The following is a 25,663-nucleotide window of genomic DNA, read 5'->3' on the forward strand; positions in this document are numbered from 1 at the left end:
GGAATGAAAAGCATGACAGACCTCGACACCGGTGAAAAGGATTAATGCATTAATAAGCAAAAAAGGCGGACTGTAAGGGCGGTGCTTATATAGAAGTTTACGCGTAATTATGGGGGAAAAACCTTTCTGAGGAAAGGTTCTTTCCCCCATACCCCCTTTTCCAAAGACTTTTGGCTGGTTTTTATCAGGACAGGGCGCCTTAAATATAATAAAAAGGCATATATTATCAAGCGCCCTGTCCTGATAAAAACGAAACAGAGTCCTCAGAAAAAGAATAAAGGGAAGCACTTCTCTCAAAGAGCTTCCCTCAATATCACCCGTAAACCTTCTGTACGAGCGTCGCCTTTAATAGTCCGCCTTTTCATATTCTTTATCTGTCCGCTCCGACTTCTCCGCACTTACCGCACCTGCTGCACCCATTGCAGCTCAGCCTCATGCCGCAGGTATTGCAGCGCTCTCCGAAATAGGGAACGTACCTGTCCTCGTCCCTGATGGGATAGCCAAGACTGTCATAGAGGTCAAAGCTCATGGGCTTTCCTCTGAAGCTCATGCCCGATTTATAAGCCTGTATGCTTGAAAGTCCGCTGCCCTCTATCCTGTAGAGCCTGCCGTCCTTGATGAACCTTCTGCCCGTTCCGCAGAACACAAAGGTCACGTTATTGTCCAGGCACTCCTGCCGCAGCAGCTTCACCCACTCAAAGTCACAGGGACGGGCACCGTCATAGTTCTCACCGTCGCAGAGCACCTGCTCTATCTGTCCCGTTTCCAGGTACTTTCTGATGCTGACCTGTCCTATGAAGGGCGCGCACATGACCCCCTTATGTCTGAATGGCAGGTCAAGGAGTATCGGTATGCGCTCATCGGCGCGGCGCTGGTTCTCGGCAGTCACGTTGAAGAAGATGTTATCCCAGCCCTCGCCCCAGTCCTTCGGCAGACACCTCTCCACCCTCTCGGGGCGCTTGGTCAGCAGAAAGAACACCACATCGCTGCGTATCTTCATGATGTCCCACGCCTCGCTGCGCCACTCATCGGCTTCCTCAAGGAAGAAGTCAGAGGTCATGCAGACCCTTACAGTCTCGCCGCTCTTTATCTTGTAATTGCCGTTCCTGTCCTTTGAGAGAGGATAGCGGAACCCCGCCTTTGTGCGGTATATTTTCGAGCCGTCCTGGTCGCGGAGCCTGTCCAGAAAATACATATAGCAGTTCTGGCAGCCCTCGCTGACCTTTGTGCAGCCGTGCCAGGGATTCCATATATCGTGCATTTTATCCCTCCTCAAAAAAGAACTTACGTTCCTTTTATTATAATACAAATCTCAGGGATTGTCAAGTCTCCTGCAATATTGATTTTTCTCAGCATTTGTGTTATACTATACTTACAAACAATAAAAGTAGGAACTGCCATGTTCTGGGACAGAATTTCAGGTCTTTACGACCTATTCGAGAATATCTACAACGGTAAGAACTACAAAGCCCTCGGCGTCAAAGTTGCCGGATATATAGACAAAACCGACCTTGTACTGGAGTGCGCCTGCGGTACCGGAGCTATCACCCGTCATCTGGCACCTGCCTGCAAGGGGCTCATCGCTACGGACTTCTCCGTGGGTATGCTGAGGCAGACCGGGAAAAAGTGCAGGGACTTCTCTAACGTGAAGCTTCGCCGCGTTGACATGACCGCCCTGAAATGGAAAGACGAGAGCTTCGACAAGGTAGTTGCAGGCAATGTCATACACCTCCTTGACGATCCCGAAGCCGCCGTTAAGGAGCTTTACAGAGTGTGCAGAAAGGGCGGCATAGTCATTATCCCCACCTACATCAACCGCTCCAGCAAAAGCGCAGGTCTCATGGCAGGGATAATTGGCAGACTGGGCGCGGATTTCAAGCGGCAGTTCGACCTTGAGTCCTACAAGAGATTTTTTGCGGAAGCAGGCTATGCTGATACTGAGTTCTTCGTAATAGAGGGACGTATGCCCTGCGCAGTCGCCGTTATCACTAAACCGCAATAAACCACGCTCTGCAACGGCATCCATAATATAGTAATTTACAGAAGATATTGAGGGAAGCCCATTCTGAAGGGTACTTCCCTCTATTCTTTTTCTGAAGGCTCTGTTTTAGTTTTTCTATGGAGAGGAAGCCTGAAAAAGTTTGCCGTTCTCTCATATATAAAGCGTCCTCTCCATACGGAGAACTGGACTTTTGATGAATTCAAGTCAGCTTATGAGTCACGTCCTGACGGTATGGAGTTGTTTGAAACAGCCAATAACAGGAACGCAGTTTTCGACAGGCTTTCAAACTCCGGATCTGACTTCATCGACCTGACTACACATACCTGTTCATTTGATTCGCAGGAGTTTATTGATATGCTTGAATTTGCAGGACAGTTCCCGGGTGTGGACGAATATGCGTGGGAACAGTGCTCATGCAGAAATGATACGGCTCTGCTGAGCGATATGTACTTTTCCTCGTTCAGAGATATAAATGTGCAGAAGCAGTCTGTATTTGGCGAGGATATGACGTTTGTAGGAGCTCCGTCCGCTGACGGAAAAGGCTCTGTCATGCTGCCGTCAAATCAGTTTGCAATTATGGAGACTTCAGATAATAAGGAAGGCACGTGGGAGTTTATCAAGCTGTTTCTTGCCGATGAATGCTGCAATGGGAATCCGGATGGTATCCCTGTTACCGAAAACGGATTAAAAAAGGTTATGGAAGCTGCTCTTGAACCGCCATTCTATTACGATGAGCTGAACGGCAATAAAAAGGTATATATGGACGAAACAGGCAGGGATCCATATTCAAATGAACAGATAAAGATAACTCCTATGACTTATGATGAGCAGAAGAGATACGGGCAGTTTGTCCGCAGCGTCCGTAGGATATCCTCGGGAAATACAGAACTCGCTATTAGCTCTATGATCGCCGAGGAAACGGAATACTATTTTGCAGGGGAACATTCTGCCAGGCAATGCGCTGAGATGATACAGAACCGTGTATCTATACTGCTTAGTGAACGATCATAAACGATAAAACAGCGGTACTCGTCTGAGCACCGCTGTTTTTAGTCCTATTCGATTTGGTTTGTCAATTATTCTGCTTAGATCAGCACACATTCCTGTTGCTTTTTTTCTTTCATTTCACAGTTCTAAAATACATACTTTCTTCTATCGTAAGGGCTGGCTTGGGTTGGCGCTTACATTACTGATATCATAAAATTTCTTGAGTTCCATCGTATTTGACATTTATTGTTCAATAATGATTTTTATAAAACAGAAGAAGCTCCACAGAAATCTGTGGAGCTTCTCTATTATATTACTTTTGAAAAAGTCAATTAAAGGTAGTAATTTCTCATTTTAATCCGAGAAGTCGTTCCTGTATCTCGAGGGCATCTCCGGAAGTAACACCGTCGCCGTTGAGGTCACCGTTGAACCTGCCCTGATCCGTGAGTCGGTACTTATCGGGATTTGCAAGGGACTGCATGATGTATATAGCATCTGCAAGATCCATTTTTCCGTCGCAGTTTGAGTCGCCCTGCATCGCTGGTCTTCTGTAGAACTGCCTTATCTCGGTGCGGAGCTCATCTGTCACGTCCTCCTTGGTGTAGATGTTATGGGTGCAGTTTATTGTGTCAACATTTAAGAATGCAAGCTCTGTTGTCGCACACAATGCCGAATATCCGATACCATTTTCGCTCATATCCTTCAATGCCTCATAAAGCTGACCGTGTGTCCATGATTCGCTGCCGATGGCTAAGTAATAATCATAGTCATCAAAAACTTCATACCATCTCTGTTCCAGTCTCAGCTCGGGATAGTCACTTATGATCTTCTCGGGAGACCTGTCTGAACGGATATAAAAACCGTCCACACTCAGATAATTCCTGTCCTCATATACTTCAAAGTTCTCGTCTATGGACAGAACACTGTCATAGTCTTTGAGGACATCGCATACAGCTTCATAATAGTCGCTGCGAAGCCAGTTCAGGGTGTAGGTAACACCGTTGTCATTCTTTTTAATAGTTGGCTTCTGCTTTGCAGGGGACTCCTTTATCTGCGCCCTTGCAGCGCTGATTATTTCATCAACAGGAAGTTCGCTGCCCTTGGCAACAGTTATCTCTGTGCCCTGCGACTTCTTTTCTATGATATGGTACTTTCCGCTGCTGTCAAGGGTTATGGTCTGTCCTCCGCCGTAGCGATAGTTGTCTGAGAGGAATACATAGTCCTCTCCCGATAACTCAGTATATACCTCATCTACTGTCTTGTCTGCATAGTAATCTCTGCCCGTTTCGGCATTTGCGGCTATTCCCGCAGTCTGTGCTGCGGCGAGAGCTGCGGATAATATAATAGCTGTCAGTTTTTTCATAGTAATACCTCCTTTTTAAGGCAGTATGTTTTTGCCTTTCACTATTTAGTAACACTTTCGATGGATTTGTCTCACTGGTTTCAAAAAAATCCTGTTGACATGGAAAAATAGATATTTTATAATCAAGGTGAGACAAAATGCGAAAAAATGTTACTAATCAGTAGAGGACCTATACCATATCGCATGAAAGGAGTTGTCTATGGACAGCGGTGCAAACAGCTACCGCCGTTTCCTTGAGGGTGACAGAAATTCTTTTACCGAGCTAGTCGCTGAATACTGGGACGGTCTCACGTTGTACCTCACGGGCTTTGCGGAGAGCTTTTCCGAAGCCGAGGAGCTTGCCGAGGAGACCTTTCTTAAACTATACACCGATAAGCCGAGGTTTTCGGGGAAAAGCACCTTCAAGACCTGGCTTTACTCCGTGGGACGCTATACCGCTTATAACTTCATACGAAAACGGCGGAAGATACAGCAGGCTCCCATAGATCAGTTTTACGATATTTCCGACAGGGAAGATATAGAAAAGAACCACATACAAAGCGATGAGCGCAGGCTGCTCCACAGGACGATGGAGAAGCTGACGCCTGATTACAGACAGGTGCTGTATCTGGTATATTTTGAGAATTTCAGCAACACCGAAACGGCTGTTATTATGAAGAAAAGTGAAAGGCAGGTCAGGAACCTGCTTTACCGCGCAAAAGGCGCATTGAAAAAACTGCTTGAAAAGGAGGGCTTTGAGTATGAGGAGCTATGAAGATATTGCCAACAGGATAATGAAGCGCGGCGACGAGATAATCGAGCAGAGAAGGCTCAGAGCCGTAAAAATAAAGCACACCTCCTATGCGGTGTCGGGGATGTGTGCCGCTGTCATCGCAGGTGTGGGAATGTGGAAACTGTCCTCTGCCAAGGATATCGGAAACGACAAATTCTCAGGCAGCAGCATGGTCGGAAATACGACAGAGCCGACTGCATCGGAGACCGTCACCGAAACTAAAACAACGTCTGTCTCAACAGCTGCTGTGACTTCTGCGGTGAAAACCACATCTTCTCCTGTGACAACTCAGACCACTTCGATAAGTACTGCTGCGGCAGAAACTACCGGGATCTCAGGCACCACTGCTGCAAATACTACCAAAGCCGTACCTCAGGCAACTACGGGGACAACTGCCATAACAGAGGCTCCGACAGTCGCCGGGACTACTGCTGTTACCACTACAACTCCCGAAAGCATCACGGAGCCGCCTGCAATTACAACTGCTCCACCGTCCCCCACATCTACAGTTCCCACTGTTTTCAGCGAAATTTTCATCGAAAGTCATGAGGAGCTTGCATCTCCCGAACCTGCGGGGACAAATTACAAATTCGTCAGCTATAACAGCTCCGACCGCATGACAGGCAGCTATATCCGATCTGCTCATATTGAGAGGGAATATATGGAAAACGGCACGGCGAAGGCTGCTGCCGCGGATATAGAAATATACAGCGTCAAGGGACTTTCCAATACAAATGCTATGATAGCAGTGAAGTTTGCCGACAGGACGGGCACGTATATCTATGTCAAAAGAGACTACTCTCCCTTGTACCTTGGCGGTCTCATAAATGATATGGGACTCAGTGCTGAGGGACTTACAGGCACTGCTTATTCAGCCTCCGGCTTACGCAAAAACATAGACAAAGACAGTATCTGGTCATTGCTCACCGCGGACACATCTCTCCCCGACATATACAGTGCTGAAGCAAAAAACGGATCTGTTGTCCAGATATACTACTGGACGGGTTATGTCAGCGGCAGTTTCGGAGTCTCCGAAAGCGGTCAGCTCTGGTGCGAGCTCTGCGGTGTACGTTCCTGCTACGACATAAGCGCGGACAGGGCAAAAGCTGTTATATCGGTAATTACGGGAAATACGTATTGAACCTTGAAATAAAACAAAATCGAGCGGGAAGAAACTTATTTGGCGAGTATCAGGATCCTTTAAGTATTTTGTGAGCACCGGAAAATGGTTTGTCCTGATATAAGTCTGATAAATACATATTTTTATATTGAAAACGTGTGGTTTTCATGTTATAATAAGTGAAAGAAAGATGTCTGCATTAAGCGTCGATGCTGCCTAAGGAGAGATGGTTATGAAGAAAATCTTAGCGCTTACTATTTCAACGCTTATAATTAACTCGATTTGCCCTCAAAGAGCGTATTCTATTGAACCGGATTATCAGTTATGGAATAAATTCCTGAAATATGATCTGTGCATTACAGACTATAATGCCCTCACTGAGGAGGAACAGGAACTGTGTCACTTTATATTCGATACAGAACAGTCTGCAAAGGGGACTGTTATATGTGAGAGAGCAAGGCGAACTCTTGCTCATGATCCTCTTATCGGAGAAAGACTGAAGCTTGAAGATCTTGTTGACAGCTATGGTGTATGGGATCAGTATTCTGATACTATATTCAGTTATCCGGATTATACCCACTGTGTTCCCGATATTAAATTCCTTGACGACTGGGATGATTATAACGAATACTGGCTGGATGATGAAGGAACAGCCAGAGTGCGTTCGAGCGGTGAGAACACAGGAGATGACGGTGGCTCTGATTATAGAAATTTATTCAGCGTTACCGTTAAAAGTGCAGATGATATTACCGAATACATAGATTTTGCCCGTGAACATGAGGCATCGAATTTTGATTATGGAACCACCGATAACGGAATGCTTTACTGCGTCTTCACTCTCCCACGGAAGAAATATGATTTCCATGAACCAAAATTCTACAAAAAAGACGATAATGATTATCTGGACTTTTCAGACTATGATGGTCATGACGGTTATTTTATACACGACGGAGACCTGTACAAAAAATTAGATGATAACAGAGTGCAGTTTTCTTATAGTAAATATGCGATATATAACATTCGTAATTACGAAGCCCCTGCCATAACCGAACAGGTAGTTATTCCCTCTGATGTCAACGGCTATACTGTAACTTCCATTGGGGCAAGTGCATTCAAGAATTCGTTAATAACAGATATTCGGATTCCTGACACAATTGAACGGATAGAGGCACAGGCTTTTTATGGCTGCCCGAATCTTACTGAGATTTCTTTTCCTGATTCACTTAGATTTATCGGAGCAAGAGCATTCCAGAACTGCGGTCTGACACAATTATACATAGATATTCCCGAACTGATAATCTATCCGAGTGCTTTTGAGGGGAACAGAAAACTGGAAGAGATCTATATTAATTCAGATATAATTGGCGAAAAAGACTTTACGTTCTGTACATCGCTTAAAAAAGCAACTTTCGGAAATGATGTCAGAGCAATACGTCCTGACGCCTTCATGGGCTGCACTTCACTTGAAAATGTCAGCCTTGGCAGCTCCGTAAAGTCTGTTGGTACGAGAGCCTTTGGCGAATATAAGATAGGCAACATAAGTAATTATCCATGCGGACTGAAAAAAATTACTATACAACCAACAGTAGAGATAATAGGCGCACTTCCGAGAGCAAAAGGCGTAGGCGCTACAACGGGAATTGAAGTAAAGGCAATTCATCCCCTTACCGATGAACAGGAATGTGTATTTGACAGCGAATGCGTCATCAAAGGCTACAAGGGTACAGAAGCTGAGCGTTATGCAAACGAATGGGGACTGGAGTTTGAAGCTCTTGAAGCAGAAGCAGGAGATGTAAATCTTGACGGAGAGATAACTGTTGCAGATGCGGTCGCACTTCAGCGGTTCCTGCTTGGGAAATATGTTGGTACGGGGGCTTATTATGGCGATATTGACGAAGACGGAGTGGTGGATTCCATTGATATGGTATTGATGAGAAAGAAACTCACATCCTGAGATCTATCAGAATCAAGCTTAACTTAAACACATATAAGGGGCTTTCCTTTGCGGAGAGTCCTTTTTTATATGTTCTTGTTTTCTGCATTGTGTATGATCATGGCTGTACCTGACATTAATGATCTCGCTTTATAAAAATGAGCTTTTTTTCGTTCCACAAAACTTGACATGTAATTACAGTATGATAGAATGTAAATGAGTATATAGGGCTAAGCTTTAGTTAAATATAAAAAATATGAGTTTGTGGTGAAACCTTTAGCATACTAAAAAGACTAAGTTATAGAAGACAAAATACTGCAAAAGGAGAAGTGAAAATGGATAACGGTGCAAGTAGCTACCGCCGTTTCCTTGATGGAGATAATGAAGGTTTAGCAGAGATCGTTCGTGAATACAGTGACGGACTGATCTTCTACATAAACAGCTATGTGCAGAATATAAGTCTTGCAGAAGAGATAATGGAAGACGTATTTGTTGAGATCGCTCTGAGAAAGCCTGCGTTCAAGGGGAAAAGCTCTTTTAAAACATGGCTGTACGCAATAGCACGCTACACCTCCATTGATTGTCTGAAGAAGAATTCAAGATACTATGACACTCCTGTTGATGAAATGCATAATATCAGTGATGAGCAGGATCTCGAAAAGAGCTATATCCGCGAAGAACGAAAAATACAGCTTCACAAGGTGCTTTCACGACTTGTTCCGGATTATCAGCAGGTGTTATATCTGATCTATTTTGAAAACTTCAGCAATTCAGAAGCGGCGAAAATAATGAAGAAAAGCGATAGTCAGATGAAAAACTTAGTTTTCAGGGCAAAACAGGCTTTGAAAAAGGAACTGGAAAAGGAAGGCTTTGAATATGAAGAATTATGACGAAAGGATAGAAAGCATTTTTCGTAAGTATGACGAAAAGCTTGAAGCTAAACGGCGAAAAATGGCAGTTATTCGTCGTGTTGCCTTTAGCATATCAGGCCTTTGTGCAGCAGTGATCGTTGCAGTTTTTGCAATAAAAATGCCTGATAATGATCATTTTGAACATTCTGATATTATAGTAGCTACATCATCTTTTGTTGAAGAATCATCTTCAGCATTAAGCGAAAGTTCATCTTATATGAATGCCACGACCACTATGTCAAATGGCAAACGTACAGAGAAAGCAACATCTGTCTCTACGATCACTTCTGAGACTATTTCTCAGACAGTGAGAACATCTTCCGATAAAAATTCAGAGAAGATCACTTCTGTTAAGACAAATACCACAGCAGGAACTCATGAGCAGCATACAACAGAAACGAGACGACCTGTTGTCCGGACTACAACTACCAAAGTGACATATAATATCAGTGCAGAATGGAACGAGGTTGAGATCGACAGCAGAATAGGTCGTGTATCGAATATGTATAAACCATTTGATCTTGATAGTGTTATTGAAGAAACTGATCTTGTTTTCAGCGGTACTGTCATTGACAGAAAGGAATATGAGGTCAAGTGGACAGATGAAAATGGTGAGAACTGGGGACCGTATCGTAATGCTGTTATAGAAGTTAAAATTAATGATATATATTACGGACAAACCGACAAGGAGACCGTCAGGATTTATTATGCAGACTCGCTTTCAAAGCTTCACACGGGATCATTTCTGATAAATGACGATCGGGAATACATATTCATAACAAATGCCTTTGATGATGACTATTATGCAATGAAAGCAAATAATCCTTATGACAGATTTGAACAGGAGAAACATTCCGATCTGTATATAACCAATTCCCGCGATGCAGTAATGCCTGTTATAAATGACATAGTCTCGGCTTATAACGGTTATTTCGGGAATGATGAAAATGTATTGTCGATGGCACTTGAAAAGGAAGACATAACAGACTGTATTCCCGATGAAGCTAATAGCTCAAATTGGTTCATGTTCTTCCGAAAAGATGATTTAACAAGATTTCTCAGCGAGCTTTTTAACCGGTAAAAAGAGCTTTTGAATGCTCTTAAATAAACAATATCTGCCATATAATGGCTGATCATGACCTGAAAAGGAGGTATCATTATGAAAAAAACTAAAGTTTTATCGATTGCTATTTCTATGATGCTTGGTATTGGATCAGCAGCAAGTATGACATCATTTGCAGAAACAAAAAGCGGAGATTTAAAGGAAGTGTCTGTCGGAACATCATATCTCAGATCTGACTCTGATAGTGATACTATGCTGAAGGGTGAAGATATTTATTCTAACGGCAGGTATGATCTGACATGGGACGTAAAAGGAAATTATAATTTCATTAATGCCGTTGATATTGATCTTTGCATTGAGGGGAACGACCCTATAGGTATGGGAGAATATGGTGAGGTAAAGCTTGATATCGAAGAGATATGGGTTGATGGTGAAAAATATGATGGTGGACTTGCACGTCAGCCGCTTTACGCTTGGAAAACTGACGGGGTATTAAATCATGGAGTTATCAAAATGGAAGCACGACTTAAAAACAGAGAAACAGCCGGATTTAAAGCAACTGACTCTGTCCGTGTAGTTTTTTCCGTGACGGGACTTCGAAGATCCGTTACTGAGATGGGAAACCTATATGGAGATGTAAATTCTGATGATCATATCAATGCAGTTGATGCGTCACTTGTATTGTCCCATTATGCCAACATCTCTACAAATAGAGAAGGAATATTCAATAAGGAGCAAAGCGTGGCAGCGGATTTTAACAGTGATGGTTCAATAAATGCTGTTGATGCCTCTGCAATACTTTATTATTACGCCAGGAACTCTGTTACAAACGATTAAAGTTCAACAATATGGCAAGAATCTGAAATTTCTAAGTTGACCAAACAAGTCTCCGCTTCATATAAACCTTTTGAGTTAAATAGAGTGGTAGATGAAACCGATTTGATTTTCATCGGAAAGGTTATAGTTTGAGTGAATATGATGTGCCATTTCCTGTAATACGGATTCCCATATATAAGTTTTGCCCCGAAGCACTTTGAAAGCTTCGGGGCATTTGTATTTTATACGGCTGCTATGATAAGCCCGAATTTATAGTTCGTAATCACTTTACCGTAATTCAACATCTAAATCAACGGATTTATATAAAAATAAGCTGATACCTACGTTATTGTAAGTATCAGCTTTTGTCCTATCCAGTTTGATTTTCACTTTTCTGCGTTAAAGACATCTTACATCAGAAAGGTTTTTCCCTGATAATTACCTGTAAGCTACCCTATCAGCAATGCCGTTACGGAGCATGGTTCAGTTGATATGCCACTGGCTGTTGAGGAATTCCACTCTCTTTTCAAGCCAGTCATGCAGGAAGGCAGCAGCCTCCGCCTGGTTGGTACACTCATTTGCAGGAGCAGAGAGCTCAGCGGCAAATATCTCGTTATTGATGATATTGTTCCACTTATCGTAGTTCTTAGTGAAATCGCCCTTATACTTGCTGCTTTCGTCGGTGATGAGCTGACAGGTGCGCTGGAAAACGCCGCTGTCATAAGCCTTTGTCCACTTCTCCTTTACGATGTCCTGGTACCAGTCCTCATTGGCTATGACAGCCAGCCAGGGATTGATGGTGTAGTAGGCGCCGTTCTCCTCAGGACCTCCGTCCACGTCGGGAACTATATTTGCGGCATAGAAGCCTGTTCCGTCGATACATCTGTTCTTGTTGCCCATAGCGGAATCGAAGTCCCAGGGAGCTTCAAAGCGGAGCTTTTTGCTGCCCTCTGCGCCGAAATCAGCGTCCATGTAGAAGCTGGACCAGTAAATATCCGCGTCGCAGGTCAGCTCGCTGATGATGTACATATCCGCCAGCGAGTCAACGTCCACTACGTTCTCAACTGCCTGCTGAGGAGTGATATTGCTCGCAAGAGAGATATTTTTATATTTGCTGTCAAAGACATAAGCCTTGTCATTGTAGGCAGCCTCGTACATTATCTTATAGACGTTATTGACGTAATTCTCGATGAAGTCATGCTGCTCTGCGGAGTTCACCGTGCTCTTGATAGTCATGCCCATTTGGGGCTTGGGGTCATATTCGTCCTTGGGGAGCGGATCAATAGTCCTTCCGCCGCCGCCCTCGCCGTCAAAGGGAGTGAGGGGAGCATTGTCCGCAAAGTCCAGAGGGAAGCCGTGAAGCTCGTCCTCGTTGTAGAAATAGCCGTCATACTCCATGAAATAGCCTATATCCGTGCCTGTGTAATCGGTCTCGGGCTCGGTGATATTGACTCTGTGGGAGCTTACCTGCTGCATATCAGAGAGCAGGTACACGCCGTAGTACTCGCCGTTTATCTCCACGGAAACAAGCTGTGAGTCCGCAACGAAAAGACCGTCCTCCTTCATTATCTCCCGTGCGGCATAGAGGGCAGCCCTGTTCCTGAGCATGGAGCCGTCCTTGTACTCAGCCAGCAGCAGCCAGTTGCGCTGCTCTGCCCCGTCATTGAGACCGAGGAGGTTCTGTTTTTCCGTGAATTTTATCCTGAGAGGCTTTTTGTCGTAGGTAGTCGTCCAGTTTCCGCGCACCTTCACCCTGCCCTCTGAGGAGTCAAGAAGGGGACTTCCGTCGGTGTCCCTGAGGGTGATAAGGCAGTCCTCATAATAGGGCTCGGGAGGTATCTGATAGCCTGGAGTCCACGAGGCGATGAGCTGGGAGACGTGTCCCGCAACGGGCTTATTGACGAAGTCCAGGACGTTCTTTTCCTTGCTGACTGTCTCTATGGACAGTACGGGAAGAGCGCCTGCTGATGGATTGTTTTCCTTGTTGTTTCCCTTGGATGCCGAGCAGCTGCATAACATAAGAGCTGCAAGGGCAGCGGAGAATATTTGCGTAGCTTTTTTCATTGTTTAGCACCTCGAAGTTAAAAGATACACCCATTATACCATAGTACCCGCAGAATTGCAACCCTTTATGTTCAGGCAGCCCTAACACTGCATTTTTAGCTGCAAAGCATAATAAAACGGTAACTTTGATGCCGCGCCTCTTGTATTTTCAGGCAGTTTATGTTATAATATTGTGTGTTTACGCAAAATAAAGATATTCCCTCCTCCCACACAGCGGAGGATAAGATAAGCGGCACTTCCTGCCGCAGCTGTCAGACTGGAGGCAATAGGATTGATAATCACAAAAACCCCCTTCCGTATGTCCTTTTTCGGCGGCGGAACAGATATGGAAAGCTTCTTCAGAGAGCACGGCGGTGCAGTTCTTTCCACTACCTTCGATAAGTACTGCTACGTCAACGTAAGGCATCTCCCACGCTTTTTCGATTACAGCACGGAGCTCTCCTACTCCGTGACCGAGCGTGTCACCGACGTTGATTCCATCGCTCACCCTGCTATCAGGAACGCCATGAAGATGCTGGATATGCACGAGATAAGGCTTACCTACGAGGCAGACCTGCCTGCAAGGTCGGGTCTGGGAACAAGCTCATCATTCGCAGTTGGTATGCTCAACGCATTCTACGCTCTCAAAGGCAGATATGCCGACAAGAGAAAGCTTGCTGACGAGGCTATCCACCTTGAAAGAGTGCTCTGCGACGAGGCAGGGGGCTGGCAGGATCAGATAGCGGCTTCCTTCGGAGGCTTCAACAGGATAAACTTCAATGCCGACGGCTATGAGGTGCTTCCCGTTATCATCAGTCCCGAGAGAAAGCAGCAGCTCAATGACAGCCTTATGATGTTCTTCACGGGATTTACCCGCTTTTCTGCGGCAGTCCAGCAGGCTAACAACCTGGGAGCTGCTGACAAGACCGCTCAGCTCATGGAGATGTACAGCCTTGTGGACGACGCCGAGAAGGTGCTCACCGACCGCAGCGCAGACCTGGACGACTTCGGAAGGCTCCTCGACCATACCTGGAAGCTGAAGCGCCAGACAGGCTCAGCAGTCAGCACCGACAGCATCGACGCACTCTACGAAAGAGGCAGAGCCGCAGGTGCTCTCGGCGGAAAGCTCCTGGGTGCAGGCGGCGGCGGATTTCTGGTGTTCTACGTCCGTCCCGAGGACCACAGAAGGGTCAGGGAGGCTATGAAGGATCTGATGTATATCCCATTCAAGTTTGAAAACAGCGGTACTCAGGTGATACACTACACTCCCGAGACCTATGAGCCGAGGGTGGACGAGTGATATGAAAACAGTTATTATGGCTGGCGGCAGGGGCACAAGGATAAGCTCTGTCGCCTCGGATATACCAAAGCCCATGATACCCATTCAGGGCAAGCCGGTGCTGGAGCACGAGATAGAGTGCCTCCGCAGCCAGGGCTTCACAGACATCATCATTACGGTGTCACATCTTGCCGGGCACATCATGAACTACTTCGGCGACGGAAGCAGCTTCGGCGTGAATATCAGCTACTATGTGGAGGAGCAGCCCCTTGGCAATGCAGGTGCGCTGCTGAAGCTCCGCAGTGAGCTTACGGAGGACTTCCTCCTGCTCAATGCTGACGCGGTCTTCGATATAGACTTCAACCGCTTTGCGGCTTACCACAGGGAAAAGGGCGGGCTTGTCACCCTCTTTACCCACCCAAACAGCCACCCCTATGACAGCGGTGTACTCATCGCCGACAAAAACGGCGCAGTAGAGCGCTGGCTCACCAAGGAGGACGTCCGTCCTCAGTGGTACAGTAACAGAGTCAATGCGGGACTTCATGTGCTGTCGCCAAAGGTGCTGGATATGTGCGGTATAAGCGCCGACGAAGTGGGCTGCGAAAGGGACGGCAAAATAATAAAGGCTGACCTTGACAGGCAGATACTCAAGCCCCTCTGCGGAAGCGGTAAGATGTTCTGCTATGACAGTCCCGAATACGTCAAGGATATGGGAACTCCCGACCGCTATGAGGCGGTATGCGCGGATTTCGCCGCAGGCAGGGTAACTGCCCGAAACCTCAAGCACAGGCAGAGAGCGATATTCCTCGACCGCGACGGCACTATCAACAAATACGTGGGATTTCTCCGCGATATAGACGACTTCGAGCTGGAGGAGGGCGCTGCACAGGCTGTGAAGCTCATAAACGCCTCGGGCTGCCTTGCAATAGTCGCCACCAATCAGCCCGTTATCGCACGGGGCGAGGTGACCTTCGGGGAGCTGTCGGAGATTCACAACAAGATGGAGACTCTCCTCGGACAGGAGGGCGCTTATCTGGACGGCATCTACTTCTGTCCCCACCACCCACACAAGGGCTTTGAGGGAGAGATACCCGAGCTGAAATTCGACTGCGAGTGCCGCAAGCCAAAGCCAGGTATGCTGCTGAAGGCGGCTGAGGAGCTTAATATAGACCTTTCCCGCTCATGGATGGTTGGCGACGGTGAGAACGATATCCTCGCAGGCAAGGCGGCAGGCTGCCGCACAGCCCTCATCGGTGAGGGAGACTTCGGACAGGATATGACCGTGGACAGCCTTCTCGCATTTGCGGAGAGGTTCGCCGCGGAAGAAGGAGAAAAGTAATGGACGAAAAGCTTATGAAGCACATAGAGCTTCTTGTGGAGAGATACCCCTCCCTTGAAAGCGCAAAGGAAAGTATCATCGCGGCTTACTCCCTTATGGAGGAGAGCTACGGCAGGGGCGGAAAGCTGCTTATTTGCGGAAACGGCGGTTCCGCCGCAGACGCGGAGCACATCGCAGGAGAGCTGATGAAGGGCTTCAAGCTGCCCAGAAGGGTGGACAGAGCCTTTGCGGAAAAACTCACCGAAGCCGAGCCCGGGCTGGGCGCCGTACTGGCTGAGAATTTGCAGGGCGCACTGCCTGCAATAGCCCTTGACGGACACCCTGCACTGACCACTGCCTATATGAACGACTGTGAGCCCCTGCTCTGCTTTGCACAGCAGGTAAACGGCTACGGCAATGAGGGTGACGTGCTGCTGGGCATTTCCACCTCGGGAAACAGCAAAAACGTGCTCTACGCAGCCACAGTCGCAAAGGCTAAGGGCATGAAGGTGATAGGTCTCACAGGCGCAAAGGACAGCCGTCTGGCGGCGCTTTCCGATGTGTGCATAAAGGTGCCCCAGACCGAGACATACATGATTCAGGAGCTTCATCTCCCTGTTTACCACTGTCTCTGCCTTATGCTGGAGGATCATTTCTTTGGTTGAGAATAACATGACCCGTAAGCGGTAATCAGCCGTTTACGGGTCTTTTCGTTTATCTTGCGAACCACTCTTTCATGACGGAGAGTATCTTTACCAGCTCCCACTCCTCGATGACGTAGGGAACCATGGCGTACATATATTTCAGGAAGGTCCTGCTGAAAACTCCTCTTTCACGGGCAAATCTGCGGAAGCCCTCAATGTCTGCGCCGTTGTACACCTCAATGCAGACGCAGCCCCCCATTATGCGTACCTCCTTCACCCTCGGGTCGGAGAAGCCTTCCATCTCGCGGCGTGTTATCTCCTCGATACGACGTATTTTTGCCATATAGTCTCCCTTTTCAAAGAGCTCTATGGACTTGAGAGCCGCACAGCAGGCGAGAGCGTTTCCCATGAATGTGGGACCGTGCATGAGAGCGTGAGTGGGGTCGTCGCTGTAAAAGCACTCCCACACCCTTGTATTGGCGACGGTGACAGCATGACCGATATATCCGCCCGTGAGTGCTTTTCCCAGCACCAGTATATCGGGAGTTACAAGGTCTGCTACGAAGCGGTTTCCCGTGCGTCCGAAGCCTGTTGCCACCTCGTCGAAGATGAGCAGCACATCGTACTCGTCACAGAGCTGACGGGCTCTTTTGAGGAATGACACATCGTACATCCTCATGCCGCCTGCACCCTGCAAAAGGGGCTCAACGATGAAGCAGGTCAGCCTTTCGCCATAGTCCGCGAAAGCCTTTTCCAGAGCGGGCAGCTCCGTGGGGATATGGATAACGCCCTTTTTCTTCTCGTTGGAGCTTCCGAAGGCAAAGTGATAGTCCTCATCGTCACCCACCTCCATAGCCTTGAATGTGTCGCCGTGATAGGCGTGTTCAAGGGCGAGGACTGTGTCGCGCTTTGAACCGCGGTTGGTGTTGAACTGGAGAGCCATTTTCAGAGCCACCTCCACCGCCACGCTTCCCGAGTCAGAGAAGAAGCAGTAGTTGAGGTCCGCGGGCAGCCATTCCTCCAGCTTTGCGGAGAGCCGCTGCACAGGCTCGTGAGTGATGCCGCCCAGCATGACATGGGCGAACTTTTCCAGCTGACCGCTGACAGCTGCATTCATCTCGGGGTGGTTATAGCCGTGGATAACGCTCCACCACGAGGAAACGGAGTCGATAAGGTCAAGACCGTCCTCGGTGTAAAGGTGGACTCCCTTGGCGTGAGAGAGTTTTATTGGCGGGTCAAGGGTCTTCATCTGAGCGTAGGGATACCATATCATGTCACACACCTCCGTAAAGCTTTGTAAGCTCGTCTGCACTTATATCAAGGTCGGCAGCTCCCCGCTCCACGCAGGCTATAACGGGAACACCCGTGAGCTGCTGACACATACTGCGGTTGTCCTCCTCCATGACACCGCCCTGCCAGTTGTTGAAGATGATGCCCTTTACGGCAATGCCGCGGCTTTTCATGTATTCGCAGGTGAGGACAACGCTGTTGATGGTACCCAGACCTGCGTCCGCAACTATTATGCAGTCCAGTCCCAGAGCCTTGATGATGTCCTCGAGGAGTATCTTCTGCCCGTCCCAGCATATGGGACAGATAATGCCGCCGCTGCCCTCCATGGTAACGAAGTCGTATCGGCTGCAAAGGTCGGCAAAACGGCTCTTTATGACGTCAGGCTCCACTGGGGAGCCCTCTATCCTTGCGGCAAGATGAGGTGATACCGCGTTTTCGTAGACGTAGGGACACATCTCCTCCAGTGGCTGGTCAATGCCCGAGACTGTCTTTACATGGAGGGGGTCTCCGGGAATGAGAGCACCGTCCGCTCCCCTTTCGTTTCCGCTGACAGCCGCCTTGAAGTAAGCTGCCGACATCCCTGCTTCACGGAGCTTTTTCAGTATAAGTCCCGTAATATAGGTCTTTCCCATGTCCGTACCCGTACCTGTCACAAAAATCCCTCTGCTCATTTCTGTCTCCTTCCGATGTCAAAGCCCATGCCTCTGAACATGGCGGTATCGTCTGCGATGCCGTTGCCCGAGGTGGTGAGCATATCGCCTGTGATAGTTGAATTTGCTCCCGAGAGAAAGGCTTTCCTGCCGCAGCCCTCCATGAGGTTCCTGCCTGCCGCCAGCCTTATATCAGCTGTGGGGAGAATGTACCTGAATATCGCCACAGTCCTGAGAATGTCCTCCTCGGAGATGGGTGTCAGCTCCTCAAGAGGAGTGCCCTTGATGGGGATAAGGGAGTTTATTGGCACCGAATCCACGCCGAGCTCCGCAAGAGTCAGCGCCATATCCACTCTGTCCTCCCATGTTTCGCCCATGCCGATTATACCTCCCGAACAGACCTGGAGCCCTGCCGCCTGAGCACGTTTTATGCAGGCTGTCTTCTCGTCAAAGCTGTGAGTGGTGCAGATGTTGGGGAAGTTGCGGCGTGAGGTCTCGATATTGCAGTGATAGCGCTTAACGCCAGCCGCCTTCAGTCTGCGGAACTGCTCATCGGTCAGCAGTCCGTGGGAGCCGCAGAGCTCAATGTCAACGCTTTCGTTCATGCGGCTGTAGGCTGAGACCGCCCTGTCGAAGTCCGCTCCGCTGAGAGTTCTGCCTGCGGTGACTATGGAGAAGCGGTGGACGCCCTTTTCGGCGTTGTGTCTGCACTCGTCCACGATAGCCTCCTCATCGAGAAAACCATACTCGTCCACGCCCGTGCAGTTATGGGCGGACTGTGCGCAGAATTTACAGTTTTCCGAACACCTGCCGCTCCTGCCGTTGATGATGCTGCAAAGGTCGATATGATCGCCGCAGAGTGCCTTCCTTATGCGGTCTGCTCCCTCAAGAAGTCCGTCAAGGTCTGCGGTGATGAAGGCGGAGGTATCGTCCTCCCTGCCGAGACGTCTGCCGCCGATTATCTCGTCTGCAAGTTTAAGAAAGTCCATGTTTACACGCTCCTTACGCTTTGTTTATTGATGACGGGGAGAAGCTTCTTACCCAGTACGGAAGCCAGTATGCACAGGCATATATCCCCGGGGACTGCCAGAACGAAGCAGTAAAGGAAAAGTGGGGCAATGCCAATGGGTTCTCCCAGCCAGAAGCGGCTTATGAGCCAGTAATACAGCATTCCAAGGGCGTAGACCACCGCAAGTCCCAGAAAGCAGCCTGTCAGCAGTCGCTTCATGGTGGGAGCACCCTTGTGTGCAATGGCACCTGTTATGAAGGCGCCCACTATAAAGCCGATGAGATAGCCGAAGGTAGGCTGAAAAACGTAGCTGATACCGCCGCCCCCTGTGAACACGGGAAGTCCCGCAAGTCCCAGAAGGACGTAGATGAGCACGGAAACCGCACCCTTTCTCGCGCCGAGGAGCAGTCCTGCCATGGTGGTGAAAAGAAGCTGGAGCGTAAAGGGACAGACGGGTACGGGTATGCGGATGAACGCGCCCACGGCGGTAAGCGCCGTGAACATGGAAATGAGTATAAGGTCTCTGGTTTTCATAATGCACCTCTGTATTTTTTATGTCAAGGCTATTATATCACTCCCCATCGTTTTTGTCAACCTGTTTTGTGTTGTCGGTTGACAAATAAGACGATATAAGTTTTATCTATAACAAACGGGCTTGCAAAAAATGTTTTTATATGTTATACTTAGTATATCAATAGGATTTATATGAGATAAGAGGAGATGATATGTATGAAAATATCCACCAAGGTCGAATGCGGCATAATCGCTCTCGTTGATATTGCCGTGAACTCCGCAAAGGGAGACATCGTCAAGGTCGCAGCCATTTCCGAGAGAAACAATATCTCGGCGAAGTACCTGGAGCAGATACTCCCACACCTAAGACAGAGCCATATTATCAACAGCGTCAAGGGCGCAAGCGGCGGATATGTTCTCGCTCGTCCCTCAGCCGAAATAACTCTGAAGGAGATAGTGGACGCTCTCGACAACACCATTCTCTCACACAGCATATTCAGTGAAAAACTGGACTCCGCCGCAAATACGGCAATATCACAGTGCCTGTGGGAGCCTGTCACCCACTATATGCAGGACTTCTCCGCAAAGCTCACCCTGAGGGAGATAACGGACAGGTTCAGCGAGATACAGAATTCGGAGTCAGAAGCTCCCATGTACTATATCTGAGCCAAGGATCTCCGCAGAAACAAGACAGATACCCATGCAAAAGATCTGCCCCCGAGCATTACGAAGTGCTCAGGGGCATTTTTGTTGCTGTGATAAATCATAATTTTGCAGAGCAAAATTATGATTTGAGTAAGTAGTAAGTAGAAAGTAGTGAGTAGAAGCCGATACACTGAATAATACTACTCTCTACTTACTACTCTCTACTCACTCAAAATTTAACACCTGCGGTGTTAAATTTTGATTTAATGCGGTCATATTATCTCAAAGCTGTAGCCGCCCTGAACGGGGATATTCCGGGAGTCTATACTCTCCACGCTGCCCCAGCTGTGGTCCTCAAGAGCCTGCACAAGAGCCTCTATGTCCTGCTCCTGTCCCTCAGCCTCCATCTCAACGGAGCCGTCGTCCAGATTTCTTACCCAGCCCGTAACGCCGAAGCGCCGCGCCGTATGGGCTGCCTTCCAGCGGAAGCCCACTCCCTGTACATAGCCGTGAAAGATCATATGCCTGCGTATTTCTGCCATTGCTCTGCCCCTCTCTCTGCGGAATTATCGTCAGTAACTATCATACTCCTTTCCGCAGCCATTGTCAAGAAAGAGCATTTCCGCTTCCGCAGGCTCATACAACTGCCGAGTATATCTTATTTGTCAGGAGGTATCTGTCTTCATTGCTGCCGCAGCCTGTGACCGCGGAGATATAGGTGGTGCCATTGCGTCTGAACACTGCGATAAGGCAGTTACCTGCGGCGGCGGTGGTGCCTGTTTTCATGCCCGCGGCATCTGCGTTGTAATATGGGCTGCTCTTGTCGAGTAGGGCGTTGGAATTGTTCCAGGTGATGTTCTCCCCCGAGGCGAAAACCACATATCTGCGGCTTGTGCCTGTTATCTCCCGTATCTCCTTCACCGACCACGCCCGCTGTGCAAGTATGAGCAGGTCCGAGACCGTGGTGTACTGCTGTTCATCGTCCCAGCCCTCGGGATTAACGAAGTGGCTCTGAGTCATGCCAATATCCGCAGCATAGCTGTTCATCAGCTCCGCGAAATACTGCACAGCCTGTATATCCGTCATGCTGACATCGGGACGGGCTGCCCTTGCGGCGGCGACTGCCACGGTGTAGGCGGCGTCATTGCCCGAAGCCATCAGCATACCCTTCAAAAGGTCATAGAGCCTGAGCCTGTGTCCCCTCTGTATAAGGCAGAGACTGGAGCCGCTTTTCACAAGGCTCTGTTCGCTGCCCACGGTGATGACCGTTTCGGGGCTGAGATATTTCAGCGCCACCTGTGCGGTGAGCAGCTTCGTAAGGCTGGCAGGAGCCGTCCTCTCGTTTATATTGTCCCCGTAGAGCAGCTCTCCGCTGTCTGCGCATACAAGAGCCGCAGCCCTGCATACCGGGGCTGATATGATAGAAGGCTCAGCCGCGGAGATGAGCTCCCTCCTCATAGCCACAAGGTCAAAAACATCAGTGACATTGTCCCTGCACAGGTCAGCTGCCTTTGGTGAAACAAGTCCGCTTTCGGGGTCACCCGTGAGCCATTTTTTCAGAGCCGCAAGGTCGGCGGTATCAAAGGCTCCGTCACCGTTTGCGTCTCCGCGTATAAAGAAGCCCTCCGCCCTTGCGGACAGAGGGCTCATAGCTGACAGGCACATCGTAAAAGCGATGATCGCTGCTATGTATCTTCTCATCATTCTGCTATTCCTATAAAGTACTGTCTGATCTCATCGGGCATGGTAGCTTCTTCAATTCCGTTTCTCCAGATCCATCCATCGGAGAAATTCAGCTGATAGGTATTGCCGTCGCTGCCGTTTAAGATGCCCTCGGGGATACCGTCGCAGGTATAAGGGCGGTAGCTCAGACCACTCAGCGTATTGAATAGCCATGCTCCGTCCTCGGGATACCATGTCAGCATGGGAATATCATCGTCAGGGTCACGCAGTTCGGGACGATAAGGATTTTCGTTGAGCTTTGTGGTCTTCTCGCCCGGATAATGTATTGCTGCGGTGGTGACCGTTGTAGGCTTGGGAAGGGTCTGTGCGTTGGCAGGCGAGGTCTTCTGCTGCTGAACTGCCTTGGCGGTAGTTACGGCAGGCACCTCATCTTCTCTGCTGTCGCTATCCTCCTCACGGGGAGACTCTGTTTTTTCCTCAGCCCTGACTGTAAGGCGGCGTTCTTCTTTCTCTGCCTCCGTGGGGACTTTATTTTCACTTTCTTTTGTTTCAGCTTCGGTGACAGCAGCCGCTGTGGGCGGCTCTGTAGTCTCTTTGCTGCCCTTTGCCTGCACGGCTGTGGCGTCCACGGCTTCGGTGGTGGTAGTTGTTGTCACCTCCTCAAGGAGAGGGGGACGGTTCTTCAGCATAAGTGCTCCTCCTGTTCCCACGCCTGCAATGAGCAGGACTGCGGAAGCTATGGCGGCTATCTTATGCCATGTTATCCTGCGGTAGGTCTCAACTCCCGAAACGGTCACATTGCTCTCAGTGACTACATGAGCCTTCTCAGATACGATGTTTTCCTCAGCCGCTTCCCTGACAAGGTCGTCATCGACATTGTTCATGGCTTCAAATATATTCATTTTATCCATAATCGTAACCTTCCTTCTGTAAAAACGCTTTTAGCTTCTTTCTTGTCCGATAAAGGTCGGTAGCCACGGTCTTTTCGTTCATGCCGAACAGCTCTGCTATCCTGCCGAGGCTGTCCCCGTACCAGTAGCGCCTGACGAAGATCTTCCGCCGCCTTTCGTCCTGAGTTCTCAGGAAGCGGCTTATGAGCTCCGAAAGTCTCTCCGCGGAGATATTCTCCTCAGCGCGGTCGGGCACGCACTCCGCAAGCTCGTCAAGGGACACCGTGAACTTAGGGTCACGCTTCCCTGCGGAGTTATATTTCAGCCTGTCGATAGCCTTGTTTTTAACTATGCGGCAGAGATATGTTCTCAGGTCGTCGGGACTGTCGGGCGGAATGTTCTGCCAGACGTCGAAAAGCGCCGTGTTCACGCACTCCTCCGCGTCCTCGCGCTGAGAGAGTATATTCCCTGCGATATAGAAACAGAGCCGCCCGTACTTCTGACGGAGCTCCGTTATGGCTTTCTCGTCTCTTTTACGGAAAAGTTCAATGATAGACGCGTCGTCCATGGTATGCGCCCCCTTTCATGAGGCATGAGGTCCTCTTACCCATATAGTCGATTTACACATAAGGATATTTCATACCTGCGGAAATTTTTTCGGGTACAGAAAAGCCCCTGAGGGATTTCCGCTCCTCAGGGGTCTGTATCGATAATGTCAGCCTGACTGCTTCAGCAGCTCCCTTTCCAGGGTACACAGGTCAAATACGTCAATTGAGCCGTCGGGATAGATGTCCGCCGCAATGGGCTCCTCAAGGGGCGCGGTCTCCGCCTTTATGAGCCATTTTTTCAGCCGCACAAGGTCTGCCGTGTCGAAGTTTCCGTCGCCGTTTACGTCTCCGCGGACGAAGCTGAGAGGGGTCCAGGTCTTTGTCAGGAAATTCCTGCGTCTTTCCGCAAAAGCTCTCAGTATCTCCACCGAGCCCATGAAGTCCTCTCCGCTGGAGTCGCCGAATATCAGGAAGTCTTTTCCGCCGTAGGTATGCCAGCGGGCATTGCTCATCTCTGCCGAGGAGCTTATCTCCTCCGCCATCTGCCTGATATAGGGCTCATCGCCGTCTATGAGCTCATTGAGGAAGGGCTCGAACCGCTCCTTATAGGCACTTGCCGCACGCCTGCGGAAGTCCTCGCGCTTGTACATCTTTCCCAGCCAGCTTATACCCAGGGTATCACGTCCCGAGTCCTTGTAGCCGCTGATGAAGAAACAGGCAGTGTACAGCGTCTCGGGATTGCCGGAAAAGCCGCTTTCGCCGTCGGAATTGGTCATAGTCCTTTTGAAGTTGCCGTAGGTGAAGTCCATATCCCAGACGGGACCGAAATGTATCCTTCCGTCCCCCTTCTTGTCGGAGTCCTTCCACATATAGAAGCTGGAATAGGTTGAGTCAACGTTTTCGCTTATCTCCTGTATCAGATAGGCGTTTATGAGTGAGTCCACGTCCAGGTACTCGGAATAATGCTTTCCCTTGGAGTTATAGCCGTCCTCGGAGTAGATAGCGTCCTCCATGTCCTGTACAAAACTGCGGATATACTCCACCTGCGCCTTTGAAGCGTACTCGGGTCCCTTGATAGAGACAGCCTGTCCTCGGGAGGTCACGAAGCCGCTTTTTGCCTTGGTGCCATAGCGGTTCCACTGTTGGAACTCCATAAGATAGCCGCCCGTAATGTCCGCAGGATCGTTGGGTATATCATAGTATTTATAGCTGTTTTCCATATACTCCCTTGTGTTTGCGGCTCCCTCAGCCAGATACTGATACTGTTCAAGGTCCTTCTCGTTTATTTCCTCGGTCTTTTCCTCAAGATCGCGGATATTCACGCGGTTCTTCTGTATCTGCACTCTCTCCGAGAGCTGATAGGTTCCGCGGTATGAGCCGTCAGCGTAAAAGTCCACAAAGACAGTATCGGGAACGTATTCCATTCCTGCCGCATTCGCCATCTCCGCAGCTATCCTGTTTCTCAGCATGGAGTGGTCAAGGTAGTTGCCAAGGAGCACCCACTTCTTTGCCTTGCCCATGCCATAGAGATCCTCCTTCTGAGGGAGCTTCAGGTTATAGGGCTTTTTCTTGCTGTAATCCCAGGAGGAATTGCCGTGTGCGGACAGCTTCTCGATGAGCCCGTTGTACTCCGTGCCGCCCTGTGCATTTATGGCTGTCATCAGACCTGTTTCCGTCAGTGCACGGTTACTGTCCAGACGGTCAAGTCCCATATGCTCGGTGGTGATGAATATACAGCCCAGCTCAGACTGCATTATTTTCAGCTTTCCGCAGTCGGTACCGCCCACTGTTATGTCAAACTCGTCCGCCTCCCCCAGCAGGGAGGTCATCTCTCCCGAGACCAGAGGGACTCCGCCGAGACTTATGACATCATCGGCGATATAGTTCACCATTATACTGTTCCTGTCCGCAGTTGAGGGCAGGAACAGATAGCGGCAGTCCTCCCACTCGCTGTACCACCATCTGACATAGTCCAGACAGGTATCCGTACCGGGAGCCAGCTCACTTGCCTCAAGATCGTAAACAGGTATGTCCCTGTATTTCAGCTCCTGCTCCTTCGTATCAGCATCGGCAGCAAGGCTCACCGACGGCACTGCCGCAGCAAGCATCACAAGTGCAGCTGTCATCAATGTCACAGCCCTGATAAACAAGTGTTTCACATATCCCCTCATCAAAATGACCTCT

At 48.9% G+C, this 25,663-nt stretch carries 25 protein-coding genes; 12 read left to right on the forward strand and 13 right to left on the reverse strand.

Features of this window, described 5'->3' with window-relative positions; genetic code table 11:
• Positions 1–297 (reverse strand): hypothetical protein (locus T488_RS19960; protein WP_037296601.1); only part of this gene is annotated, 297 nt, incomplete at its 3' end.
• Positions 298–370: 73 nt separating this feature from the next.
• The gene (locus T488_RS0100010) at positions 371–1,261 is read right to left on the reverse strand and encodes a DUF5131 family protein (RefSeq protein ID WP_028519024.1); all 891 of its coding nucleotides are present in this window, start codon (positions 1,259–1,261) and stop codon (positions 371–373) included.
• Between the two features lie 138 nt (positions 1,262–1,399).
• Between T488_RS0100010 and T488_RS0100015 the strand changes: the two genes are divergently transcribed.
• Entirely contained in the window at positions 1,400–2,002 is a 603-nt protein-coding gene (locus T488_RS0100015; protein WP_028519025.1) for a class I SAM-dependent methyltransferase, read from the forward strand.
• 231 nt (positions 2,003–2,233) lie between these two features.
• Positions 2,234–3,013 (forward strand): hypothetical protein, encoded by a 780-nt coding sequence (locus T488_RS0100020; protein WP_028519026.1) that lies wholly within the window; start codon positions 2,234–2,236, stop codon positions 3,011–3,013.
• A 325-nt stretch (positions 3,014–3,338) separates the two neighbouring features.
• On the opposite strand, the gene T488_RS0100025 is transcribed toward T488_RS0100020, so the two are convergent.
• The gene (locus T488_RS0100025; protein ID WP_028519027.1) at positions 3,339–4,352 is read right to left on the reverse strand and encodes a dockerin type I repeat-containing protein; all 1,014 of its coding nucleotides are present in this window, start codon (positions 4,350–4,352) and stop codon (positions 3,339–3,341) included.
• A gap of 199 nt (positions 4,353–4,551) precedes the next feature.
• Between T488_RS0100025 and T488_RS0100030 the strand changes: the two genes are divergently transcribed.
• The 6 genes from T488_RS0100030 to T488_RS0100055 all read left to right on the forward strand — a co-directional run bounded on the left by T488_RS0100030 (position 4,552) and on the right by T488_RS0100055 (position 10,988).
• A complete protein-coding gene (locus T488_RS0100030) occupies positions 4,552–5,106 on the forward strand; it encodes an RNA polymerase sigma factor (protein WP_028519028.1) in 555 nt (184 codons plus the stop codon).
• A complete protein-coding gene (locus T488_RS0100035) occupies positions 5,093–6,265 on the forward strand; it encodes a hypothetical protein (protein WP_028519029.1) in 1,173 nt (390 codons plus the stop codon). Before T488_RS0100030 ends, T488_RS0100035 begins: the two co-directional genes overlap by 14 nt.
• A 211-nt stretch (positions 6,266–6,476) precedes the next feature.
• Positions 6,477–8,198, forward strand: a complete 1,722-nt coding sequence (locus T488_RS0100040) for a leucine-rich repeat protein (protein ID WP_028519030.1) — start codon at positions 6,477–6,479, stop codon at positions 8,196–8,198.
• Between the two features lie 314 nt (positions 8,199–8,512).
• Entirely contained in the window at positions 8,513–9,067 is a 555-nt protein-coding gene (locus tag T488_RS0100045; RefSeq protein WP_028519031.1) for an RNA polymerase sigma factor, read from the forward strand.
• On the forward strand, positions 9,054–10,169 hold the full coding sequence (locus tag T488_RS0100050; protein WP_028519032.1) for a hypothetical protein: 1,116 nt from the start codon (positions 9,054–9,056) through the stop codon (positions 10,167–10,169). Before T488_RS0100045 ends, T488_RS0100050 begins: the two co-directional genes overlap by 14 nt.
• Positions 10,170–10,247: 78 nt before the next feature.
• A complete protein-coding gene (locus T488_RS0100055; RefSeq protein ID WP_028519033.1) occupies positions 10,248–10,988 on the forward strand; it encodes a dockerin type I domain-containing protein in 741 nt (246 codons plus the stop codon).
• Positions 10,989–11,450: 462 nt separating this feature from the next.
• Here the strand turns inward: T488_RS0100055 and T488_RS0100060 are convergent, their stop codons facing one another.
• Positions 11,451–13,031, reverse strand: a complete 1,581-nt coding sequence (locus T488_RS0100060; protein ID WP_028519034.1) for a CotH kinase family protein — start codon at positions 13,029–13,031, stop codon at positions 11,451–11,453.
• Between the two features lie 271 nt (positions 13,032–13,302).
• Between T488_RS0100060 and T488_RS0100065 the strand changes: the two genes are divergently transcribed.
• From T488_RS0100065 to T488_RS0100075, 3 genes are read left to right on the forward strand one after another with little or no spacing between them, the layout of a single operon-like run.
• Positions 13,303–14,310, forward strand: coding sequence for a kinase (locus T488_RS0100065; RefSeq protein ID WP_028519035.1), 1,008 nt, complete (start codon positions 13,303–13,305; stop codon positions 14,308–14,310).
• A 1-nt stretch (position 14,311) separates the two neighbouring features.
• A complete protein-coding gene (locus tag T488_RS0100070) occupies positions 14,312–15,628 on the forward strand; it encodes an HAD-IIIA family hydrolase (protein ID WP_028519036.1) in 1,317 nt (438 codons plus the stop codon).
• Complete coding sequence (locus T488_RS0100075; RefSeq protein ID WP_037296606.1) at positions 15,628–16,272, forward strand: D-sedoheptulose-7-phosphate isomerase; 645 nt, start codon at positions 15,628–15,630, stop codon at positions 16,270–16,272. The genes T488_RS0100070 and T488_RS0100075 overlap by 1 nt, the downstream gene beginning before the upstream one ends.
• A gap of 49 nt (positions 16,273–16,321) precedes the next feature.
• On the opposite strand, the gene bioA is transcribed toward T488_RS0100075, so the two are convergent.
• Genes bioA through T488_RS16480 form a run of 4 tightly spaced genes read right to left on the reverse strand, consistent with a single transcriptional unit; the run spans position 16,322 to position 19,734 of the window.
• Positions 16,322–17,524, reverse strand: a complete 1,203-nt coding sequence (bioA, locus tag T488_RS0100080; RefSeq protein WP_028519038.1) for an adenosylmethionine--8-amino-7-oxononanoate transaminase — start codon at positions 17,522–17,524, stop codon at positions 16,322–16,324.
• A gap of 1 nt (position 17,525) precedes the next feature.
• Complete coding sequence (gene bioD, locus T488_RS0100085; RefSeq protein ID WP_028519039.1) at positions 17,526–18,212, reverse strand: dethiobiotin synthase; 687 nt, start codon at positions 18,210–18,212, stop codon at positions 17,526–17,528.
• Complete coding sequence (bioB, locus tag T488_RS0100090) at positions 18,209–19,180, reverse strand: biotin synthase BioB (protein ID WP_028519040.1); 972 nt, start codon at positions 19,178–19,180, stop codon at positions 18,209–18,211. Before bioB ends, bioD begins: the two co-directional genes overlap by 4 nt.
• A 2-nt stretch (positions 19,181–19,182) precedes the next feature.
• Entirely contained in the window at positions 19,183–19,734 is a 552-nt protein-coding gene (locus tag T488_RS16480; protein ID WP_037296611.1) for a biotin transporter BioY, read from the reverse strand.
• Between the two features lie 195 nt (positions 19,735–19,929).
• On the opposite strand from T488_RS16480, the gene T488_RS0100100 reads away from it, so the two are divergent.
• Positions 19,930–20,379 carry an Rrf2 family transcriptional regulator gene (locus T488_RS0100100; RefSeq protein ID WP_028519041.1) on the forward strand — a complete coding sequence of 150 codons (450 nt, stop codon included), beginning with the start codon at positions 19,930–19,932 and terminating at the stop codon, positions 20,377–20,379.
• Positions 20,380–20,630: 251 nt separating this feature from the next.
• Here the strand turns inward: T488_RS0100100 and T488_RS0100105 are convergent, their stop codons facing one another.
• The 5 genes from T488_RS0100105 to T488_RS0100125 form a co-directional block, all read right to left on the reverse strand.
• Positions 20,631–20,900 carry an acylphosphatase gene (locus tag T488_RS0100105; RefSeq protein ID WP_028519042.1) on the reverse strand — a complete coding sequence of 90 codons (270 nt, stop codon included), beginning with the start codon at positions 20,898–20,900 and terminating at the stop codon, positions 20,631–20,633.
• A 94-nt stretch (positions 20,901–20,994) separates the two neighbouring features.
• Positions 20,995–22,062, reverse strand: a complete 1,068-nt coding sequence (locus tag T488_RS16485; protein ID WP_051536034.1) for a dockerin type I domain-containing protein — start codon at positions 22,060–22,062, stop codon at positions 20,995–20,997.
• Entirely contained in the window at positions 22,059–22,952 is an 894-nt protein-coding gene (locus T488_RS0100115; RefSeq protein WP_028519043.1) for a hypothetical protein, read from the reverse strand. The genes T488_RS16485 and T488_RS0100115 overlap by 4 nt, the downstream gene beginning before the upstream one ends.
• Positions 22,945–23,499 carry an RNA polymerase sigma factor gene (locus tag T488_RS0100120; RefSeq protein ID WP_028519044.1) on the reverse strand — a complete coding sequence of 185 codons (555 nt, stop codon included), beginning with the start codon at positions 23,497–23,499 and terminating at the stop codon, positions 22,945–22,947. Before T488_RS0100120 ends, T488_RS0100115 begins: the two co-directional genes overlap by 8 nt.
• Positions 23,500–23,646: 147 nt before the next feature.
• A complete protein-coding gene (locus T488_RS0100125) occupies positions 23,647–25,638 on the reverse strand; it encodes a CotH kinase family protein (RefSeq protein ID WP_196243243.1) in 1,992 nt (663 codons plus the stop codon).
• Positions 25,639–25,663 lie beyond the last annotated feature (25 nt).

This window comes from Ruminococcus flavefaciens ND2009 (assembly GCF_000621785.1).
Lineage (GTDB): Bacteria > Bacillota > Clostridia > Oscillospirales > Ruminococcaceae > Ruminococcus > Ruminococcus flavefaciens_C.

Coding starts and splice junctions, on each gene's coding strand:
- T488_RS0100010 (WP_028519024.1), bottom strand. CDS start 1,261: ATGCACGATATATGGAATCCCTGGCACGGCTGCACAAAGGTCAGCGAG.
- T488_RS0100015 (WP_028519025.1), top strand. CDS start 1,400: ATGTTCTGGGACAGAATTTCAGGTCTTTACGACCTATTCGAGAATATC.
- T488_RS0100020 (WP_028519026.1), top strand. CDS start 2,234: ATGGAGTTGTTTGAAACAGCCAATAACAGGAACGCAGTTTTCGACAGG.
- T488_RS0100025 (WP_028519027.1), bottom strand. CDS start 4,352: ATGAAAAAACTGACAGCTATTATATTATCCGCAGCTCTCGCCGCAGCA.
- T488_RS0100030 (WP_028519028.1), top strand. CDS start 4,552: ATGGACAGCGGTGCAAACAGCTACCGCCGTTTCCTTGAGGGTGACAGA.
- T488_RS0100035 (WP_028519029.1), top strand. CDS start 5,093: ATGAGGAGCTATGAAGATATTGCCAACAGGATAATGAAGCGCGGCGAC.
- T488_RS0100040 (WP_028519030.1), top strand. CDS start 6,477: ATGAAGAAAATCTTAGCGCTTACTATTTCAACGCTTATAATTAACTCG.
- T488_RS0100045 (WP_028519031.1), top strand. CDS start 8,513: ATGGATAACGGTGCAAGTAGCTACCGCCGTTTCCTTGATGGAGATAAT.
- T488_RS0100050 (WP_028519032.1), top strand. CDS start 9,054: ATGAAGAATTATGACGAAAGGATAGAAAGCATTTTTCGTAAGTATGAC.
- T488_RS0100055 (WP_028519033.1), top strand. CDS start 10,248: ATGAAAAAAACTAAAGTTTTATCGATTGCTATTTCTATGATGCTTGGT.
- T488_RS0100060 (WP_028519034.1), bottom strand. CDS start 13,031: ATGAAAAAAGCTACGCAAATATTCTCCGCTGCCCTTGCAGCTCTTATG.
- T488_RS0100070 (WP_028519036.1), top strand. CDS start 14,312: ATGAAAACAGTTATTATGGCTGGCGGCAGGGGCACAAGGATAAGCTCT.
- T488_RS0100075 (WP_037296606.1), top strand. CDS start 15,628: ATGGACGAAAAGCTTATGAAGCACATAGAGCTTCTTGTGGAGAGATAC.
- bioA (WP_028519038.1), bottom strand. CDS start 17,524: ATGATATGGTATCCCTACGCTCAGATGAAGACCCTTGACCCGCCAATA.
- bioD (WP_028519039.1), bottom strand. CDS start 18,212: ATGAGCAGAGGGATTTTTGTGACAGGTACGGGTACGGACATGGGAAAG.
- bioB (WP_028519040.1), bottom strand. CDS start 19,180: ATGGACTTTCTTAAACTTGCAGACGAGATAATCGGCGGCAGACGTCTC.
- T488_RS16480 (WP_037296611.1), bottom strand. CDS start 19,734: ATGAAAACCAGAGACCTTATACTCATTTCCATGTTCACGGCGCTTACC.
- T488_RS0100100 (WP_028519041.1), top strand. CDS start 19,930: ATGAAAATATCCACCAAGGTCGAATGCGGCATAATCGCTCTCGTTGAT.
- T488_RS0100105 (WP_028519042.1), bottom strand. CDS start 20,900: ATGGCAGAAATACGCAGGCATATGATCTTTCACGGCTATGTACAGGGA.
- T488_RS16485 (WP_051536034.1), bottom strand. CDS start 22,062: ATGATGAGAAGATACATAGCAGCGATCATCGCTTTTACGATGTGCCTG.
- T488_RS0100115 (WP_028519043.1), bottom strand. CDS start 22,952: ATGGATAAAATGAATATATTTGAAGCCATGAACAATGTCGATGACGAC.
- T488_RS0100120 (WP_028519044.1), bottom strand. CDS start 23,499: ATGGACGACGCGTCTATCATTGAACTTTTCCGTAAAAGAGACGAGAAA.